Annotated in this window: 14 protein-coding genes; 1 reads left to right on the plus strand and 13 read right to left on the minus strand. The window is 64.9% G+C overall.

The genetic code is table 11. The features are described 5' to 3' along the window. The first annotated feature begins 546 nt into the window (after positions 1–546). Positions 547–879, plus strand: coding sequence for a hypothetical protein (locus NT151_04000; GenBank protein ID MCX6538085.1), 333 nt, complete (start codon positions 547–549; stop codon positions 877–879). A gap of 427 nt (positions 880–1,306) precedes the next feature. Here the strand turns inward: NT151_04000 and NT151_04005 are convergent, their stop codons facing one another. The 13 genes from NT151_04005 to NT151_04065 form a co-directional block, all read right to left on the minus strand. Further along, the gene (locus NT151_04005) at positions 1,307–1,705 is read right to left on the minus strand and encodes a cupredoxin domain-containing protein (protein ID MCX6538086.1); all 399 of its coding nucleotides are present in this window, start codon (positions 1,703–1,705) and stop codon (positions 1,307–1,309) included. A 233-nt stretch (positions 1,706–1,938) separates the two neighbouring features. Next, a complete protein-coding gene (gene pnp / locus NT151_04010) occupies positions 1,939–4,170 on the minus strand; it encodes a polyribonucleotide nucleotidyltransferase (GenBank protein ID MCX6538087.1) in 2,232 nt (743 codons plus the stop codon). Positions 4,171–4,282: 112 nt separating this feature from the next. Then, positions 4,283–4,552, minus strand: coding sequence for a 30S ribosomal protein S15 (gene rpsO, locus NT151_04015; GenBank protein MCX6538088.1), 270 nt, complete (start codon positions 4,550–4,552; stop codon positions 4,283–4,285). A 95-nt stretch (positions 4,553–4,647) separates the two neighbouring features. Beyond that, positions 4,648–5,604, minus strand: coding sequence for a tRNA pseudouridine(55) synthase TruB (gene truB, locus NT151_04020; protein MCX6538089.1), 957 nt, complete (start codon positions 5,602–5,604; stop codon positions 4,648–4,650). Between the two features lie 105 nt (positions 5,605–5,709). Continuing rightward, a complete protein-coding gene (locus NT151_04025) occupies positions 5,710–6,705 on the minus strand; it encodes a bifunctional oligoribonuclease/PAP phosphatase NrnA (protein MCX6538090.1) in 996 nt (331 codons plus the stop codon). Next, a complete protein-coding gene (gene rbfA, locus NT151_04030; GenBank protein ID MCX6538091.1) occupies positions 6,695–7,093 on the minus strand; it encodes a 30S ribosome-binding factor RbfA in 399 nt (132 codons plus the stop codon). Before rbfA ends, NT151_04025 begins: the two co-directional genes overlap by 11 nt. Before the next feature lie 6 nt (positions 7,094–7,099). Continuing rightward, positions 7,100–7,381, minus strand: a complete 282-nt coding sequence (locus NT151_04035; protein ID MCX6538092.1) for a DUF503 domain-containing protein — start codon at positions 7,379–7,381, stop codon at positions 7,100–7,102. A gap of 50 nt (positions 7,382–7,431) precedes the next feature. Then, positions 7,432–10,263 carry a translation initiation factor IF-2 gene (gene infB, locus NT151_04040; protein MCX6538093.1) on the minus strand — a complete coding sequence of 944 codons (2,832 nt, stop codon included), beginning with the start codon at positions 10,261–10,263 and terminating at the stop codon, positions 7,432–7,434. Positions 10,264–10,437: 174 nt separating this feature from the next. Beyond that, a complete protein-coding gene (gene nusA / locus NT151_04045; GenBank protein MCX6538094.1) occupies positions 10,438–11,817 on the minus strand; it encodes a transcription termination factor NusA in 1,380 nt (459 codons plus the stop codon). 2 nt (positions 11,818–11,819) lie between these two features. Then, positions 11,820–12,335: a ribosome maturation factor RimP gene (locus tag NT151_04050; GenBank protein ID MCX6538095.1), complete on the minus strand. Its 516-nt coding sequence runs from the start codon at positions 12,333–12,335 to the stop codon at positions 11,820–11,822. Positions 12,336–12,515: 180 nt separating this feature from the next. Next, a complete protein-coding gene (locus NT151_04055; protein ID MCX6538096.1) occupies positions 12,516–13,526 on the minus strand; it encodes a DUF1646 family protein in 1,011 nt (336 codons plus the stop codon). Positions 13,527–13,584: 58 nt separating this feature from the next. Continuing rightward, the gene (locus NT151_04060) at positions 13,585–18,798 is read right to left on the minus strand and encodes an oligogalacturonate lyase family protein (protein MCX6538097.1); all 5,214 of its coding nucleotides are present in this window, start codon (positions 18,796–18,798) and stop codon (positions 13,585–13,587) included. Between the two features lie 62 nt (positions 18,799–18,860). Further along, a complete protein-coding gene (locus NT151_04065; protein MCX6538098.1) occupies positions 18,861–20,009 on the minus strand; it encodes a glycoside hydrolase family 88 protein in 1,149 nt (382 codons plus the stop codon). Between the last annotated feature and the right edge of the window lie 105 nt (positions 20,010–20,114).

Consider the following 20,114-nt stretch of genomic DNA (forward strand, 5'->3'; position numbering starts at 1 on the left):
ACGTCGCGATCCACAGGGGCGGTTGCTCAGCTTCGCGGGTGCCCATCGCCATATGCGACAGTGTAGTACAGGCGATCGATCGTGTCGATCCCCCCAGAACTTATCCAATGCCTATCGATCGACTTTCACCACGGGCTGCTAAGCGTCGGCGAACCATTCAGCACCCTCACGTCCCTCCTCGTTCTCCACGAACTGAAGGTGGCGCGTACTCACGAGGCGGTCCGCGGAGCCCTTGAGCTCATCCGTGGAGCGCAGCGGGAGGACGGCCGGTATCGTCTAGCGCCAAGCGGAACGCTCTACCCATGCTCCACAGCTGCGGCGGCTAGAGTACTGTGTCGATTCGGCCACGCGAGAGATCAGAGACTGCAGCAGACGCTCGTTCACCTCCTTGAGACGCAGCACGATGACGGCGGCTGGCGCTGCAATAAGTTCTCGTACGGTCGAGGACCAGAGACTGAATCCTCCAATCCCGGTGTCACGCTCTGGGTGTTGGATGTCTTCCGCTTTACGGACCACGTGAACAAGAACCCAGCTCTCGACAGGGCCGTGGACTCACTCCTGGACCATTGGGTGGTCAGACGCCCGATGGGGCCCTGTCACTTCGGAATCGGCACTCTCTTCATGCAGGTGGAGTTTCCGTTCCTGCAATACAACCTCTTCTACTACGTCTACGTACTGTCCTTCTATGACCGGGCTAGAAACGACCAGCGCTACCTCGAGGCGCTTCGCCTTCTCGAGTCCAAGCTCGATGCGCGCGGCCGAGTAGTAGTCGAGCGCCCGAACCGCAGGCTCGCCGAGCTATCGTTCTGCGCGGCGGGGCGCCCGTCCGATTTGGCGACGGCCCGTTACCGCGAGATCGTGAAGAACTTAGAGAGGTGACACATAGGTCGACGCCACTAACAAGGCGAATGGTGTGCCTTGAAAGGTTCTGATGACTAACCGGTGGAAGTCCGGCCGTGGTAATCGCCAGAGAGCCACGTAGCAGGCTGCCGCTGCACCTGGGCGACCGGGTGTGGTGAAGCGCAGTATCCTCCTGCGAAGGGAGCGCAACCCCGTAGTCCGTACCATGAAGGGAATCCTGCAGCGCCGACATGTTAGGCCCCGCAAGGGGACCAAGAGGGTGCCGAGCGTTTCAACGCTCGCGAAGGCCACGGAAGAGGCGAAGATTCTGGACGCGCAGCCTCGAAGAACCCTCCGGCGTAGGATGAAGGTTGTCGGAAAGCCGTATGAGGGAAAACCTCACGTACGGTTTGATGTGCCAGGGGGTGGAAACCAGCACCTCGGTGCCAGGCGCCACTCCCTGACCCTACGGCCGGCGGGCGGACACAATCAGTTCGCCGTGCGTATCCTTGCAGCCGGCGTCATCGCTTGTCAGGTTGCAGTAGAACCGGAACGTGCCTGCCCGGTCCGCCCGGAACTCGAACGTGACGGGTTTACCCGGCGACGCGCGTTTCGCGATCCGGTACTCGTCCACCGTGAAACTGTGTGGAACGTCTTCGGCGACCAGCGTGATTTTGACGACGTCGCCCTGGGCGACCTCGATTCGGGTCTGGGAGAACTGGTACTTCTTGACCTTGATGAGCAGTTCGTGGCGAGTGGGTTCCTGGGCGTCGGCCGGGCGCGTGCCGCTGACGGCCACGGCCCCTGCCAGGACCAATGGAAGGATCAGAAAGAACAGCCGGCGAGCCAGAACCTGTGGTGACATCCGCAGCCTCCTGTGATTGAGACGTATGGCGCACCCAAACAGTTTCGAGTACGAATCTTACCGGTTCTGGCCCTGCCGTCACAAACCATTACTCGAGACGGTTTCATAACCTGCGTACGGCGGTCTGATTCGGCCGCAAGAACGGGTTATGAAACCGGTTGTACTCTTCGACCCGAGTTGGGTTGCGCACCGCACTGTCTTCTGGCAGCCACAACCCAAGCTGGCTCAGGGTTTTACCGTCGGCGATCCCGACCGCCGCGTGGAGGCCCGCCAGGCCGGCCACCGCGATCGTGTTGCCCCGCGGGGTCGTGGTCCTTGTGCGCGGGCGCGCCGGCGTCAGACGACCCGGCCTCGCCCTGTTCACCGCCGCCCTCGGGCCCGCCCTCTTCCTCGAGCAAGGCCTTACGGCTCAAGCGGATCTTGCCGGACGGGTCGATGCTGATCACCTTGACGAGCAGTTGCTGGCCTTCCTCGAGCTCGTCGCGGACGTTCTGGACGCGGTGACGCGCGATCTCCGAGACGTGGAGCAGACCGTCCGTGCCAGCCATGATCTCGACGAAGGCGCCGAAATCCGTGATGCGCTGCACCTTGCCCATGTACGTCTTGTTGAGCTCGGCCGTTGCCGTCAGCTCCTGAATGATCGCAATCGCCTTGCGGGCCGACGCGTCGTCGGCCGACGCGACGTTCACGCTGCCGTCGTCTTCGACGTCAATCTTCACGCCGGTCCGTTCGATGATGCTCCGGATCATCTTGCCGCCCGGCCCGATGACGTCGCGAATCTTGTCGACCGGAATCTTGATGGTGACGATGCGCGGTGCGCAAGCGGAGACATCCGCGCGTGACGCTGCCAGCGTCTGCTTCATCTTGTCGAGGATCTCGAGACGGCCCTTGCGAGCTTGCGCCAGCGCCCTGGTCATCACCTCGGTGGTGACGCCGGTCACTTTGATGTCCATCTGCAAGGCCGTGACGCCGTCAGCCGTGCCGGCGACCTTGAAGTCCATGTCGCCGTAATGATCCTCGGCTCCCGCGATATCGGTCAGCACAGCGTACTTGCCGGTCGTCTCGTTCATGACGAGGCCCATCGCGATACCCGCGACCGCCGCCTTGAGCGGCACACCTGCGTCCATCATCGACAGCGATCCGCCGCAGACACTGGCCATCGACGACGACCCGTTCGATTCGAGGATGTCGGACACCACGCGAATCGTGTACGGGAACTTGTCCTCCGCCGGAATCATCGGCAGCAGCGCCCGCTCGGCCAGCGCTCCGTGCCCGACTTCGCGACGGCCGGGGCCACGCATAAACGCCACTTCGCCGACCGAGAAGGGCGGGAAGTTGTAATGCAGCATGAAGCGTTTGTAGATCTCGCCGTCGACCATCTCGATCTTCTGCTGGTCGTCCGACGTGCCGAGCGTCGTCGTGACGAGCGCCTGAGTCTCGCCGCGCGTAAACACGGCCGATCCGTGTGTCCGGGGCAGTAGACCGACTTCGGACCAGATCGGGCGGACCTCGTCGAACGCGCGGCCGTCGAGCCGCAGTCCGCGCTCCAGAATCTCGTCGCGCAGGACCTTCTCCTTGAGTTTCTTGAAGATGGCCTTGGCCTCGGTCTTCCGCTCGACTTCCAGTTCCGGAATCGACGCCATGAGGTCCGCGAGCACCTGGTCGACGTGTCCGAGGTAGTCGGCTTTGCCCCGGGTGCGCATGGCCTCCGCGAGCGGAATAAGAGTGCGCGCTTCGACCTCACGGTAGAAGTCAGCGTCGATGGCCTTGGCCTCGACGGTCGTCTTGGGCTTGCCGCACGTCTTCGCCAGCTCGTCGATGGCGTCCACTGTTTCCTTGATGGCCGCGTGCGCCAGTTCGAGCGCCTTGACGATGTGCTCCTCGCTGATTTCCTTCGCGCCAGCCTCGACCATCACGATGCTGTCGCGCGTGCCGGCGACCACGATGTCGAGCAGGCTGCGCTTGCGCTGTTCGTAGGTCGGGTTGATGACCAACGCGTCATCGACCAGGCCCACCCGGACGCCGGCCAGGGTCTTCTGAAACGGAATGTCCGAGATCGCCAGGGCCGCCGACGCACCCGTCAGGGCGAGCACGTCCGGGTCGTAGTTCTTGTCGGCCGAAAGCACCAACGCGATGATCTGCGTCTCGCGGCGCCAGCCGGACGGGAACAGCGGCCGCAGCGGACGGTCAATCACGCGGCTGGTCAGCACTTCCTTCTCGGCGGGCTTGCCCTCGCGCTTGAAGAAGCCGCCAGGAATCCGGCCCGACGCATACGTGCACTCTTTGTAATCGACCGTGAGCGGCAGGAAGTCGATGCCGACGCGTTCGTTGGCCGCCGCGCACGCGGTGACCAGCACGACCGTATCGCCGTAGCGGACGATAACCGAGCCATTCGCCTGCTTGGCGAGCTTGCCCGTCTCGATCGACAGCGTCTGGCCACCGAGCGTGAGTTCTTTCTTATACATGATGTCTGTCTTTCTGCCAGGGAACCGGAGGTCCCAGACCTGCTGTCGTGGGGTGCGGATTCCGGGCACGAGACGGCGGCCGACGGGAAGCAACCGCCTGCCGGCGTGCCACCTACTTGCGGATGCCGAGGCGCTGGATCAGCGTGACGTACCGCGCGGAGTCCTTACGCTTGACGTAGTCCAACAGGCGCCTGCGCTGGCCGACCAACATCAGCAAGCCGCGGCGCGAATGATGGTCCTTGGCGTGGACCTTGAAGTGATCGGTCAGGTAGTTGATGCGCTCGCTCAGGATCGCAATCTGGACTTCGGGGGATCCGGTGTCGCCGTCGTGTGTCTCAAACGACTTGATCAGATCGGTCTTTCGTTCTTTCGTCAGTGCCACGTCAGTCTCGCCTCCACGAACGGTCTAGATCCTCGTCTCTTGACGCGGCCCAGTCCCGCCGTCACGAAATTTCTTACGCCTGCAAAATGAACATGTTACACCAGCACGACGGCCGGATGCAAAACCGGCCCCGGCACCCTGTCGGCGATGGCCAGCAGAGCGCCGTCTGGTCCGACCAATCGGACGCGATCCGGCCATTCCTGCCCGCCCGGGGGCTCGCGAAGCTCGGCCGCTCCGATGTTCCGCCCATGCCTGACATACTGCACCCCGATTTGCGTGACGACCACGGCCGGGAACCCGGTCAACAGGTTGTCGAGAGGGATCATCCGCGCCAGCAGCGCCGCCCCCTGGTCCGGCACGGCGTCGAGCGTCACCGCGGAATCCAGGCCGTATGCGCCGCTTCGCGTTCGGCGAAGGCTCTCCAGATGTGCACCGGTTCCGAGCGTGACTCCGAGGTCGTGCGCGAGCGACCGGACGTAGAAGCCCGCCGAACAGGTGAGACGGATATCGACCAGCTCGCCCTCCATCCCCACGACCTCCGCGCGATGCAGGGTGACGGCCGACGCCGGGAGCTCGACGGCGATGCCACGCCGGGCCCGTTCGTAGGCACGCACCCCTGCCGTCATCTTGGCCGAATAGGCGGGCGGAACCTGCATCAGCGGGCCGACAAAGTTCCCGAGGGCGTCGCGGACAGTCTGTTCAGAAGGCCAGATGCTCCCAGGCGGAGCCTCGAAGGTGACCGATCCGGTCAGGTCGTAGGAATCAGTGGCGCGCCCCAACCGGATTCGGGCGTCGTACGCCTTCTCGGCGCCCGAGAAGAATTGAGCGAGGCGTGTGGCCTGCCCGACCACGAGCGGAAGCACGCCGGTCGCAAACGGGTCCAGCGTCCCGGTATGGCCGATCTTCATGTTTCGCAAGGCCCGGCGCACGACCGCGACCACGTCGTGAGAGGACATGCCGGCAGGTTTGTCGAGAACCAGGATGCCGCCGCGGTTGGTGGCGTGCCCCGTAACCGTTCGAGCGTCCGGCGGTTGCTCAGTCGATTGATTCATGAAGCCGTCGATGAGTCTATTCACCACTCAGGACTGAGTGCTGAGCGAGCACTTTCACCGGATCGCCTCGCAGGAACGCGCAACCCAACTTGCGAGTCGAAGCGCTCAGTCACTGGTGCGTCCGGCCGCCGGGTGTGCGATCAGCTCGGGAACGACGCGTGCCAACACGGTCTCGCGGACGTGGGGCAGATCGCCGGCAATGGTGCAGCCCGACGCATTCTTGTGGCCGCCACCGGCGAAACTGCGTGCAATGGCCCCGACGTCGATGTGGCCCTTTGAGCGGAAGCTGACGCGGTACGTGCCGTCTCCCGCGTGCTTGAAGAACACCACCGCTTGGATGGCTTTCACGCTCAGCGGAAGGTTGATCAGCCCGTCGGTGTCCTCTGATGCCGCCCCAGCCGCCGCCAGCATGGCATCGTCGAGGTGGAGCAGTGCGAGGCGTCCGGATGCCTGGATGTCGAGTGACTGCAGCACCGCGGCCTGCAGGCGCAAGCGGCCGAGCGTATTGCTGTCGTAGAGCCGCCGGGCAGTCAGGACCGGGTCGGCGCCAGCCGCAACAAGCCGTCCGGACATGGCGAAGGTCCGCGGCGAAACGCCGGGATAGCGGAAGGACCCTGTGTCGGTGACGATCGCGACAAACAGCTGCGTGGCCATCTCGGGCGTCACCGGGGCGCCCAGTTCGTCGATCATCTCGAACACCATCTCGCCGACGGCTGCGTAGGTTGCATCGAACCAGCGGATATTTCCGTAGCCCGTGTTGCCCTGGTGATGGTCGACGTTGATGACGACGCAGTGATCAAGACCGCCGAGCCCCGTGCGTTCGAGGTCGCCGCATTCGAGCACGACGAGCGCCTCGGTGTCTGCCGGCACCGTCTCGGCCACCACGATGTCGGACACCCCGGGGAATTCGGTGAGCGGCACCGGCACCGGATCGCGGTTGATGACGCAGGCGTCCTTGCCGATGGCCTTCAGGGCGCCGGCCAGCGCGAGTGCCGATCCGATGGCATCGCCATCGGGCCGGACATGCGACGTGACCACGATCCGCTGATGGCGGCGCAACTGGTCGCAGACGTCGCGACAGGGGGTGGCACTACTGCTCATGCGGGGGCTCTTCCTCCTGGGCGTCGCGCGGGCGGCTGGCATCTTCCTCGTGGATCTGGTGGAGCAGTTTTTCGATCCGGTCGTGCTGCTCGATCGACTGATCGAACCGGAACTCGATCTCCGGCATGCGACGAAGCGTCAACCGGCCTGCCAACTGATGCCTGAGAAACGGCGTGGCCCGCCGGAGCGCCTTGGCCGTTTCCTTGCGCGCGGCCTCATTGGTCATGGTCGTGTAGTACACGCGGGCAATCTGCAGGTCAGAGGTCACCTGAACTCTGGTGATCGTAATGAAGCCGATCCCGGGATCATGCACCTCGCGGGCGACGATCTCGCTGAGCTCCGCGCGGATCTGGTCGCCGAGTCGATCTGGTCGAAATCCCTGTGCCATACGGTGCTACCTGAGAAACTGAACGTCGGTGCGGGTAATCAGGCCGGGTTCGAGGCGCTCGATTTCGCTGGCGACCGCCGCGAGTTCGCGGTCGGCCTGGTTCTCCGACGTGGACACGGTCACGATGCCGAGGCCGGCGCGTTGCCACAGATCCTGGTGCTCGACCTCGGCCACGGCTACATTGAACTTTGTCAGCCGGTCCTTGAGTCGTCTCAGCACCATGCGTTTGTCCTTGAGCGACCTGGAACCGGGCAGGAAGAGTTCGACAGACAAGAGCGCGACAACCATGGCGGATGTCTCGGGGCTGGCGTGCGGGCGATGGCTCGCGCCAGCGCGACCTACACGGTCGCGACCGGCGCCAGCTTCTCGATCATGTAGACTTCGATCACGTCACCGAGCTTGATGTCGTTGAAGCGCTCGAAGCCGATCCCGCATTCGACTCCTGATTTCACCTCGCTGACATCGTCCTTGAACCGGCGCAGCGACCCGATCTTGCCTTCATGGACGACGACATGATCGCGCAGGAGCCGCGCCTGCAGATCCCCGGCGCGCGCCACGCGACCCTCGACGACCATGCATCCGGCGATGGTGCCGAACTTGGGCACCTTGAACGTCTCGCGCACTTCGGCTGATCCGACGCGCACCTCGCGGAAGGTCGGCTCGAGCAGACCCAACATGGCCTTCTTGATCTCGTCGGTCACGTGGTAGATGACCGAGTGCTGCCGGATCTCGACGGATTCGCGCTCGGCCAGGTCGGCCGCGTTGCGGTCCGGCCTCACGTTGAAGCCGATGATGACGGCGTTTGATGCCGACGCCAGCAGCACGTCCGATTCGTTGATCGCGCCGGCACCCGAGTGGATGATGCGGACCTTCACCTTCTCGTCGGACATCTTGCCGAGCGTATCGGCCAGCACTTCGGCTGAGCCCTGCACGTCGGCCTTGACGACGATGGGGAGTTCCTTGATCCCGCCCTCGGCGATCTGCTGCTTGAGCGATTCGAGCGTCAGGCGCGACGACTTGGCGCCAAGCGCGCGTTCCTTGGCCTGCGTCTGCCTGAAGCTTGCCACCTGGCGCGCCTTGGCCTGATCCGCGATGACCTGGAACGTGTCGCCTGGCTGTGGCAACGCGGTCAGACCCAGCACTTCAACCGGCGAGGACGGACCGACCAGCTTGACCGGCTGGCCGCGGTCGTCGAACAACGCGCGAACCTTGCCGATGACCGATCCGGCAATCACCGTGTCACCCACCCGCAGCGTGCCGTTCTGGACCAGCACCGTAGCAACAGGGCCGCGACCTCTGTCCAGCTTGGCTTCGAGCACGGCCCCCTGGCCCGGGGCCTTGGGGTTAGCCTTCAAGTCGCCGATGTCGGTGACGAGCAGGATCATCTCGAGCAGCAGTTCGATGTTCTGGCGCTTCTTGGCTGAGACCGGCACGGTGACCGTTTGCCCGCCCCACTGTTCGGGCATGAGGCCCAGGTCGGCCAGGTCCTTCATCACCCGATCCTGGTTGGCTTCGGGCTTGTCGATCTTGTTGATGGCCACAATGATCGGCACGCCGGCCGCGCGTGCGTGGTCGATCGCCTCGCGCGTCTGCGGCATCACGCCGTCGTCGGCGGCCACGACGAGGATGACGATGTCGGTGACGCGGGCGCCCCGGGCTCGCATCAACGTAAACGCCTCGTGACCGGGCGTGTCGAGGAACACCACCGGCCGCTTGTTCACCACGACCTGGTACGCGCCGATGTGCTGGGTGATGCCGCCGGCTTCGTGTTCCGCGACCTTGGTTTCGCGAATCGCGTCGAGCAGCGTCGTCTTGCCGTGGTCGACGTGACCCATGACGGTCACCACCGGGGCCCGCGTCACCTGATCTTCGGGATGGCTGTCTTCGATTCCGACCTCGAGGACGTCTTCCTCGAAGGTGCGCATCTTGACATCGGCGCCGAATTCGCGCGCCAGCCACGTCGCCGTCTCGGTGTCGAGCGTCGTGTTGATGGTCATCATGATGCGCCGGTCGAGGAGTTTCTTCAGGATCTCCTTGGCGCGGATATCAAGCTTGTCGCTGAGGTCCTTGACCGTCATCCCCTCGGCCAGCGTGATCGTGCGAGTGACCGGTGGCGGCGTCGATTCGATCGCGGCGGTCGGCAACGAGTTGTCCCTGCCGGGCCCACGTCGGCTCGGTCGTCCCCCTGGGCGGCCCATCGGTCGATGTGGCGGAGCGGGCCGGCCAACGGCGGGCCTGGGCGGAGCTGTCGGCGCGCCCGGCCGTGCGCCAGGCATGCCTGGCTGCAGCGGACGCATCGGCTGCGACGGCAGGGGCCGTGGGCCTCCGGTGACGGGCAGTCGCGGGCTGTACGGTGGTCTGAGGGCTGGCCGACCCGGCGTCGCCGTGCCTGGACGCGCCGCCATCGGAGGCCTCGCCGCGGCCGGGGCCGTCGGCGACTTGGCCGCTGGCGTTGCCGCGGTGCCTGTCGCGGCCGGACGTACCGGCGGCCGCGGCGGAAGCGCGCGAGCGAGGGGCTCGAGCGGAACGTGTTTTCGAGGTTCCTCGACCCTCAGTCGCAGCGTGGATGGCACAAAGCGGCCTGCCGCCGGACGCGGAAGGGCGGATGGAGCAGTCGGCGCCTCGGGCGCTTCGACGACAGACGCGGCCTCCTCGACTGGCGCCGTTTCGACAGCCTGGGCTTCCGGTTCGACGGCCTCCGCTGGTTCGGGCGCCGGTTTCGCGTGGACCGGAGCTGGCTCATGGGCTGCCGCCGGCTCAGTGACAATCGGCTCGGGCTCGACCTCAAGTGCCGCAATAGGCTCGTGCTCGACGATGGCCTCTAGTTCCGGCTCGACTGGCGCCTCGACCGGGTGCGGGACCTTGACGGTCTTCACCAGGCGGGGCGGCGGCATCGACGGCTTCGGCGGTGGCGGCGGTGGCTCGACCTTCCTGGCCGTGCCGCCCTTCTTCACCTTGGCAGCGGCGCCCTCGGCGAAGATGTCGCCCTTTGGCAGCGTGACCCCCCGCGTGCGTGCCAGGCGCGCCACGAACTGGTGGGCGACGATCTCCTCGACCGTGCTCGACGCGCTCTTGACCTCGATGCCGTGATCGCGCTTGAACAGCGCGACGATTTCCTGGCTCGTGGTGCCGAGCAACTCCGCGATCTTGTAGATCCGAACAGTTGACAACGCTGACCTCGACCTAGTCTGTTAGCCCACACGGCAGGAGGTGCGACCCCGCGCCTCAGTGCTTCGACTCGCAAATACGAAGACCTATTCTCGCTCGACTATCCGCTCAAAACGCTCGCTCAGCACTGAGTCCTGAGGGAATAAGTTCATCGCCGAACTTATGACTCGAAGGGCTCAGGATTCCGTACCGGACTCGCCACCTTCCGCCGGCATCTCCGTCGCGGCACGCTCAATCTCGGCTCGAGCCGCGGCGACGACCGCATCGATCGTCTCGTCGTCAAGACCGAGCGCTGTCAGAGCCGCCCGATCCGCCTCGACCACAGCCGCTGCCGATCGGTAGCCGCCCTGCTGAAGTGCCGCGACCACCTCGTCATGAATTTCGGGCAGGACCAGGACGCTCGCATCCGCGACATCGGCCTCGGCCGCGCCCTCACCCTCACCCTGCACGGTCTCGAAGCCCTCCAACTGGGCCTCAACCTCCTTGCGCTTCTCCTCGTCGCTCTTGATGTCGATGCGCCAGCCGGTCAGCTTCGCGGCCAGCCGGACGTTCTGGCCCTTCTTGCCGATCGCGAGCGACAACTGCCTGTCTTCGACGACGACTTCCATCACCTTTTCTTCATCGTCCACGATGGTGACGCGCTGGACCTTGGCGGGGCTGAGCGCGTTGGTGACGAAGTAGACCGGGTCATCGGACCATTCGACGATGTCGATCTTCTCGCCGCGCAGTTCGCGAATGATTGCCTGGACGCGCGTGCCCTTCATGCCGACGCACGCGCCGACCGGATCGACGTCGCGCTCGCGCGAGTAGACGGCCACCTTCGCCCGGTCGCCCGCTTCGCGCACGGCGCCCTTGATGAGCACGGTGCCGTCGTAGATCTCGGGGACCTCCTGCTCGAACAGCTTGCAGAGCAGGGCGGGGTCGGTGCGCGACAGCACGATCTGCGGCCCTTTCGTGCTGCGCGTCGCGGCCTTGATCACGGCGCGTACCCGATCGCCCGGCGCGTAGCTCTCGGCCCTCGACTGCTCCTTGCGGGGCAGGATGGTCTCGATCCGGCCGATCTCCATGATGATGTCGCCGTTTTCGAAGCGCTTCACCATGCCGGTGATGACTTCGCCAACCCGATCGTTGTATTCCGCGAAGATGTTCTCGCGCTCAGCTTCGCGCACCTTCTGGAAGATGACCTGCTTGGCCGTCTGGGCCGCGATGCGTCCGAACTGATCGGTCGGCTTCGGGAACTCCATCTCGTCGCCCAGTTCCACGCTGGCGGCCACTTCTTCGCCGTACGCCTCGAGATACAGTTCGCGGGCTTCCGCGATGGAGATCTCGGTGGCCGGCGTCTCGACCTGCTCCACGACTGTCCTGACGGCGACCAGTTCCACCTGGCCTATCTCGGCATTGAATCGGGCCTTGAGGTTTTCACCGCCCCTGAACACTTTCCGCGATGCGGTCAACACCGCATCCTCGATGGCGGCGATCACGACATCGGGCTCGATGCCCCGCTCCTTGGCGAGGGCCTCGATGGTCTGCTGGACGGGGTTATTCGTGCCTGCCATGCTCAGAACTCCACTTCCAACCGCGCGCGCGCAATGAGTCCCAGCGGGATACGCTGGACCCGGCCTTTGACATCTGCCACCAGCACTTCGTCGCCCTCCAGACCCTGGAGCCGACCCGTGAGGTGCTTCTGGCCATTCACCGCTTCGAGGAGCACTATCTTCGCCAGGCATCCCGCGAAACGCCGGTAGTCATCCGCGCCTCGCAGCGGCCGATCCAACCCGGGGGACGAAACCTCGAGCGTGAACCGGTGCCCGATGGTGTCCTCGACGTCGAGCAGCGTGCCGACCTCGTGGCTTACTTCCCGGCAGTCATCGATGGTCACGCCCTCGACGATCGCCGATCCCGCCCGGCCCGCGACCACCGTCGCGCCCGGCTTGTCGAGGTAGATTCGCAGCACCCAGCCCTGCACCTCGCGCCTGAACTGGATGTCAAAGACCTCCAGCCCGCGCGACCGTGCGACACGCTCGGCGATGGCGCGGATCTTCTCGAGGCGACTGGGCTCGGCTGCGGTGTCCACCTGATCCCTGGCCCCTGAAACACAAAAAGTGGGCACTGAACCCACTCCAGCAGTCTCAGACGGGACTTCCAAAGCAACTAAGTATATCACTCGCCGCCCGGGCCCGGCAACGGCCGGACCACCGGGCCCTGGCGTTCGGAGGCTCGATGCGCAGGAGGAGGAGGGGCGTGGGTATGACGTTCATTTCACCAGCAGTGACATCAGCACGAAATACACGAGCATGAGCGCTGCGCCGAAAGGCAGGGCCGCCATGGCCCATTCCCGTGACTTGATGCCCAGTGTGGCGGAACTGACGATGTTCGGGATGTTGCCAGGTATGAGCATCCCGCCCGAAATAAGCAGGCCCATGAGGACAAACGTGATCTGCTGGTCTGTCATGGCGGGTGTGACTTCGGCAGCCACCAGCGTGGCGTTGTCGAGAATGGCGGAGATCGAATTGACCCAGTAGAGTGCCCAGGCAGGCATCTTGGCCACGAAGCGCTCAGCCAACGGTCTCAGGCCAGCGCCCAATAAGATGAGGGCCATGACGAAGACATAAACCCGAAGCCCGCGCAGCATGATGTCTCTGCCCGTATCATGGGCGCTTGCTCTGAGTCCTCGCTTTCCCGCGACAGCAAGTTCGGCTCCTCGCGCGGCCAAGGCCGCTGCCGCCAGCACACCGGGCACGACCCACACGCCCAAGTGCCGCATCAGGTACGAGAACTCCGCATAATGGGGAGGGCCTTTGAGTTTGGCAACGACGATAGTGGAAAGCGGTTCGCCCAGCGGCGTGAGCGCGGCGCCAAGGCCAATGGCGTAGCAGGCATACACCGTGAGTTGTATTTCGTACTTCCTGTCCAGTTTCAGAAGAGTGACCAGTTCCGCCAGCATGATTGCGGCCACGATAGCCGTCAGAACGCCGGAACCGAGGCCGAGGACGACGACCATGGTGAAAACGGCCCCGCTCAGGCCGAGCTTGGCCGTCAGGAAAGACAGCCAGCCTCTCAGATACGAGCGGACGGAACGAAAGAGCCAGCCGACGCCAACCACTGCGGCGGTGATGGCCAGCGGCGCGACAAGGGCCTCCTGAACGAGGTGCACGCTCCACACGTGAGAAATGCTGACAGCCGTCAGCCCCATCACAAGAAGGAAAGCCTCCAGCTCCTCTTCCACGCGCTTCACGGAGAAGGGAAGGGCCAGAGTAAGGCCCATGACCAGAGCGAGACCTACGAGTGGGACGTAGTCGGACAGTTGCACGCACTCGCGACCGCTACTGTGCGGGTCGCTTCTCCAGTTCGACGGCGTACACGTGTGACGCGCCATGCATGTTCGACCGGAACACGAGCCACCGGCCATCGGGTGTGAAGGTCACGTTGGGTTCCAGGCTGTAGTTGTGCCCCGACAGATCGACCAGCGGCGTGGCCACCAGTCCGGCGGGCCCTGGCGTGAAGAGGTAGATCCACTGGCCATTGCCGGGTGCCGCCACGCTTGCCGGGCCGCCGCCGTCACCGGCAAACAGCGTTCCGTCGGGCGACACGTTGAAGTGAACCGACCAATCTGCGCGGGCTACGGCATAGCGCACTGGTTGGCCGGTCGCCACGTCGACGCCGGCCAGCCAGAACACCTCGCTCTTTGGCGTCTGCAGGTCGTACCAGATCATGCGGCCGTCGGCGCTGAAGAACTCGTGCCCGGCAATCTCCATGTCCATCTGCCGCGTGTGCCGCTTTGTCAGGCCCGTGCCGTCGGTGCGTATGGTCCAGATACGATCCAGCTTGTGCCACGGTCCCTCGTGACAGAACATCAGCAGCGTGGGGTCAGTCGGTGAGAACTGGACGTGATTCAGCCAATCGGTGCTTCGATGCACCGTCTTGACGGCGCCTGACGCGACGTCAATCGTATAGAGCGCCATCGGCAGCCGCGCTGCCCACCGGGCTTCGAGGCCGCCTCCGCTCGGCGCGGGCGGCGCGCCTTCCTCGACGAGGCTCCCTGCCAGCAACGATTCAGTCGCATTGAGCGTGAGGCCCGATCCGGTTCGCAGCAGGGGATTGCGCACCACGAGGCGCGTATCCTTCGTGTCGAGGTGCGTCACGTAGACGGCATCGTCCTTCAGATAGAAGACCTGGCGGGTTTTCGGGCCGACCACCACGTGGCTGACCCGTCCCGAGACGACACGTTCGATGGCCCGCGTCTTCATCTCCACCGTGGCGAGGCCGTCCGGCACCGTGATCAGCAGTTTGTCTCCCGTGGCGGTGTAGGCATTCTGGTGAAAGTAGAGCGACGCGCTTCCTGCCTCCTCCGAGAGTCGCACGATGCGATGGCCAGTGGCCGGATCGACCCACTCCCGAGGAGGAGCCGCCGGCGTGGCGGCGCCTCGAGCGACAGGCAGGAGGCGGACCCGATACGCGTGAGGCTGATCACCCGGGATGCGGTACGCCTCCATGGGATTCGCCAGCTTCGTCCAGCTGTCGATGCCCCCCACACCCATCTGCGCCATGTCGAGGTTCAGGTAAGTCTCAGAGCGTCTCGGCAGGTCGATCGAATAGGCCGCCTGTTCAATGTCGCTGGTCTTCACGTGGCGGGCGCCCACGCTCAGCAGTGGGAGCCCTTCCGCCCTGAGTCCGAAGCCCTGCCGGTTGGTCAACTCCACCCAGCACACATCGACCTTGTTGCCGTTCTCCTGCGGACGGGCGTACTCCACCCACTCTCGGCTGACGGTCGAGGAGTACACGCCCACACGCTCAAACGCCCGGTCGCTATACGTCTCGCCCGGCCCGCGGCCGTACCAGGTCAGGTTTTCGAGTCCCGGGCTCGCGACCAGTTCCATGCCGAAGCGCGGCATCATGGCCACAGGCCCAGGACCCGGGCGGTAGTCGGCGTCGACGATCATCTCGCCCGTTCCCCGGATGTCGTAGGTCATGGTGTAGCTGGCTCCCACGCGAGGCAGGGTCCCTTGCACGACGATGGTCGCCGCAGTGTCATCGACGCGCTTCACCTGCACGTCGGCCACTTTCCAGCCGCTGCCGGCCGACCTCCACGCCAGGATGTCGAGCGACGGATCAGTGCGGGCGGCGATTCCCTGAGCCTTCCAGGCACCGTTGTCGTTGTCGGTCGGCGCGCGCCAGAAGTCGGGGAGCGGACCCCGCTCGAGCAGCTTCACGCCCCGATAGGCATAGGAGGTCATGACGCCGTTCAATCGATCGAACACGAGCGCGAAGTCCCGGCCGCTGATTCGGACAAATGGCGCGCTGTCGACCATCCAGAGAGGAGTGGATGGCGCCGGCACATCCGACGTCGACGGCGGGCGGGGCGGAGCCGCGGGTAATGGCAGCGGCCACTGTTCCCAGGCGATCTCGTAACCCCGTTGTGCCCACCGCGTCTCGCGTTTCAACGTGAAGCTCACGTTGAGGAAGTACTCCACCCCGGGTTCGGCCCGAAGCACCGGAAGCCCCAACGTGACCGTCTTCTGCTGGCGCGGCGCCAGATCCAGTGTGGGCATCGGACCCGACGCCACGACGTGCCCGTTGGCGAGCACGTCCCACCGGCCCTCGACGAGATCCTTCGGGTTGATCTCGTCATACCAGCTCTTGATGGATATCGTTCCGGTGGCGAGGTCTACGGGCGCGGCGTGGAGGTACCGGTAGACATACTTGATCGCGCGCAGCCCGGGATGCGGCTGGCGGTCGGCCGCCACCAGGCCGTTCTGGCAGAAGTTGTTGTCGTTGTGGATGCCGGCGCGATCCTCCCAGTACCCGCCATAGGCGAAGAACGACGACCGGGCGTCGCCATCGGTCCGTCTCGTCGACGGGATCGGCAGGCGGATGCCCTGGTCGACCCAGTCCCACACGAACGCCCCTTGCGCGTTGGTGCCCGAGTAGAAGACGTCCCAGTATTCCTTCAGCCCACCGCTGCTGTTGCCCATCGCGTGCGAGTACTCGCTGATGATGAGGGGCATGGTGGGCCGTTGCCGGGCCCGCTCGACGACGTCTGCCGGCGTCACGTAAAAGAACGAGTTAATGTCGGAGTTCGACCCGCCGTGCCGTGTGCTGCCCTGGTAGTGGACCGGGCGTGACGGATCGCGCTGCTTTACAAACTGATACCCGGCCGCGAGATTGGGGCCGTCTCCGGCCTCGTTGCCGAGCGACCACCAGATGACGGATGGGTGGTTCTTGTCGCGTTCGACCATGCGGCGGATGCGATCGAGATGGGCCGGTTGCCACGCCAGATCGTTCGCCAGGCGATTGTCCGGGCCGAGGCCGTACGCGTGGCTCTCGATGTTCGCCTCGTCCATCACGTACAGGCCGTACTCGTCGCACAGCGCGTACCATTCCGGATCGTTTGGATAGTGCGAGGTGCGCACGGCGTTGATGTTGTGCTGCTTCATCATCTCGATGTCGCGCACCATCCACGCCCGCTCGACGGCGTGGCCCGTGTCCGGGCTGTGCTCGTGGCGGTTCACGCCCTTCACGAGAATGGCCTGCCCGTTGACGAGCAGGCGCCCGTCGCGAATTTCGACTGTCCGGAACCCGACGCGCGAGGGGATAACCTCGAGCACGCGTCCCGCAGCGTCGTGGAGTGTCAGGAGCGCCGTGTAGAGATACGGCGTCTCCGAGCTCCACCTGCGCGGCCCGCGAACCGGCAGCGCCAGCGATACCCGCTGTTCGGCGCGCGCAGCCACGCGGATGGCCTGGGAGACCATCTGCCCAACCTGGCGGCCGTCCGCGTCGAGCAACTGCATCGACGCGGAGGCCGCGCCCGGGGACCCCCCGCTATTGAGGACCATGATTGTCGCCCGGCAGGTGGCGTCGCGTCGCGCCTGGTCGAAGTCCGTGCGGAATTCGAAATCACGGATGTGCTGCGTTGGGGTGCTCCAGAGGTAGACGTCCCGGAAAATACCGCTCAGCCGGAACATGTCCTGATCTTCGAGATACGAGCCATCGCTCCAGCGGTACACCTCCACCGCGAGCAGGTTCGAGCCGGCGTGGGCGTGCGGCGTCACGTCTAACTCCGCCGGCGTGCGGCTGTCCTCGCTGTAGCCGATGCGTTGGCCGTTCAGCCACACGTAGAACGCGGAATCGACGCCGGCGAAGTGCAGCAGGATGCGGCGGCCGGTCCACCCCTCTGGCAGCTCGAAGACAGTCCTGTACGATCCCACCGGGTTGTCGTTGCGCTGAGCCCTGGGGTTCTTCGAGTCGTACGCGAACGGATACCGGGAGTTGCTGTAGATCGGCATGCCGAATCCCTGGAGTTCCCAGTTCCCGGGCACCCGGATGTCAGACCACGCGGTGTCATCGAAGGCGGGCCGCTCAAAACCCGCAGGTCTGGCGGCCGGGCTGGCCGAGTACTGGAACTTCCACGCGCCGTTCAGCGAGTGGAACCACGGCGACGCGTCTCGACGGCCCGTGCGAGCGAGGTCCGGCGTGGGATACACCATCATCGAGGCGTGCGGAGGTTCCGTATGGAGATGCAGCACGGCGGGGTCATCCCATTCCTCCCGCGTCGCGGTGGACCACTCGGCGCCGGAAAATGTCGTCGCGAAAAACGCGGCGAAAGGGCGTCCTGGCATCGCGCGCAGCAACTCCACCACGGTCAACGCCGTCAACTGGGCACCGGCCGGGGACGTGTGTGTCCGGTCCCCGAAGAAGAACTCCTTGCCGACCCGATCCGCCCCGATCGCGTCGTAGTGACGAGCCACCTCCTCGTTGAGATTCAGCCATGGCACACCAATTGACTCGGCGATGGCCCGCGTCCACGCGACATAGTCGTCAGTCGCCCGGATCACCTTGTCGTCCTTCCAGTTGTTTCTCGGCACGAGGGAGCAGAGGATCGGGGTCACGCCGTTCGAGCGGGCGTCCGCCACGTACTTTCGCAGGTACCATCCGAAGCTGTGCACGACCTCGGCTCGGCCTGTCGCCTCCATGACGACGTCCTTCGTGTCTTCACCAATGCCTGGAAGCGTGCCGCGAGCCCGACCGGTATTCAGGGACCCGACGTCGTTGTGGCCGAACTGGATCAATACGTAGTCGCCACGCTTGACCTCCTTCAACACCTGGTCCCAGTGCCCCTCGGTCTGAAACGTGCGGCTGCTGCGGCCGCCAAGGGCGCGATTCACGACCCTGATTCTGGCGGCGTCGAAGTAATGCGCGATCGCCGTTCCCCAGCCGAGCTGGCCCGCCGTCGTGTTCTGGACGGTCGAGTCGCCGACGATGAAGAGCGAAGGCCGAGCCGGCTCTGGCGCAAAGACGCGCCCGGCGTCCGAAGCCGGCCCAGAACTGAGGCTCACCGGCAGACTGAACGCGCCCGGCGCGATGGTCGTCGCCAGCACCTGTTGAAAACCGGCAGACACGTCGCCAGGCCCGAAGTCGAAGGCGTACTGCGATGGAGGCGTTGAACCAGGAGAAGGAAGAGACTGCCTGGCAGTGCCCGCTGGACCTGCAAGGGCCAGTACGCAAACGACCGCCGCGGTGAACGATTTCAACCCTGACATGCCCCTCCTCCACGCCGCGCCGCCGAGCGCTCCGGGCCCGTCAGGAAAGGGCTGCGCGGCTACTATCGCAGCAACGCTGACGCCGTCCACAAGACCGGAGCCTGGCCGTGCAGATCGCCGACGTTGCGTGGTCGATCGAGGTAGTACTCGACAGTCGTGCCCTTGTTCGTGCCCGCGCAGACATTGCCGATGTTGCCGTCGGCGTTTATGTACTTCACAAGACCGAGCCAGGCTTTCCGGGCTGCCGGCCCGTAGGTCGGGGCGTCGAGCCAGCCGTTCTTTACACCCGTGACCATCGCAAACGCGAACATGCCGGTGCCGGAGGTCTCAGGCCATGCCTCCGGGTGGTCGAGCAGTTGACGCCACAGCCCATCCTCGCCCTGCATCGTCAGCAGCGACGCCATCATCTTGCGGTATCCATCGAGAATTCTGGGCCGAGCCGGGTGTTTCGCGGGCAGGGAGCGGAGTAATTCGGCAGAACCGGCGGCCATCCAGCCGTTGCCCCGGCTCCAGTAGAACGGGGAGTCTGGCGCGTGGAAGAAGAGCCCGTTTGGCTGCTGCAGCTTGTCGAGGTACGCCACCATCGTTCTGGCGGCGCGATCGACGTAGACCTGCTTGCCCGTCGCGCGGTACGCCTGCACCTGCACGGCGGTGATCATGAACATGTCATCGATCCAATAGCGCGCTTCGGTGGTGATGCCGTCGACCGTGGTGGTCTCCCACTGTTTGTCGGCGAAGCTGCGGCCCAGTTTCAGGAACCGCGGGTCCTTCGTCTGGATGAAGATCTCGAGCGGCACCGTCCCGAACACCCGGTAGTCCACATGCGCGTCGGGCGAGATGTTCTTCGAGCCCTCGGGCGTGAAGAGGGGGTCGAACTTGCGCACGAGCCGCTGCTGGAGGTCCTTGTTGGTGGTGAGACGTGCCAGCGTCAACGACCCGTACCACGTGCAGACTTCGGGATAGATGACGAAGCCGGTCGGTCGCTGGAATGGCCTCACCACGAAGTTCTCGGCGACGCGTGTGCCGACCTCCGCCGGCGACAATCCAGCGGGCCAGTTGGCAAACGCCTGTGCCAGCGTCGCGCCCGGCGTACCGGAAGCGCGTGACGCTGCGCCGTCTCGTTCCATCTCGCTCGCCGCCACCATGAGGACCATAGTTCCCACCACGGCTCCCGCCACGACGCCGCACCATCGCCATTGTCCGTGTCTCACAGCCGTCCTCCTCGATCTCGATGCTGGCTTGCAAGTCGGAACATCGGATCCCCAGATGTGACGAGGGGGCGACGAGCTGACACTCGCCGCCCCCCAGAGATCCTC

The sequence above is a fragment of the Acidobacteriota bacterium genome, from assembly GCA_026393675.1.
Lineage (GTDB): Bacteria > Acidobacteriota > Vicinamibacteria > Vicinamibacterales > JAKQTR01 > JBAXOX01.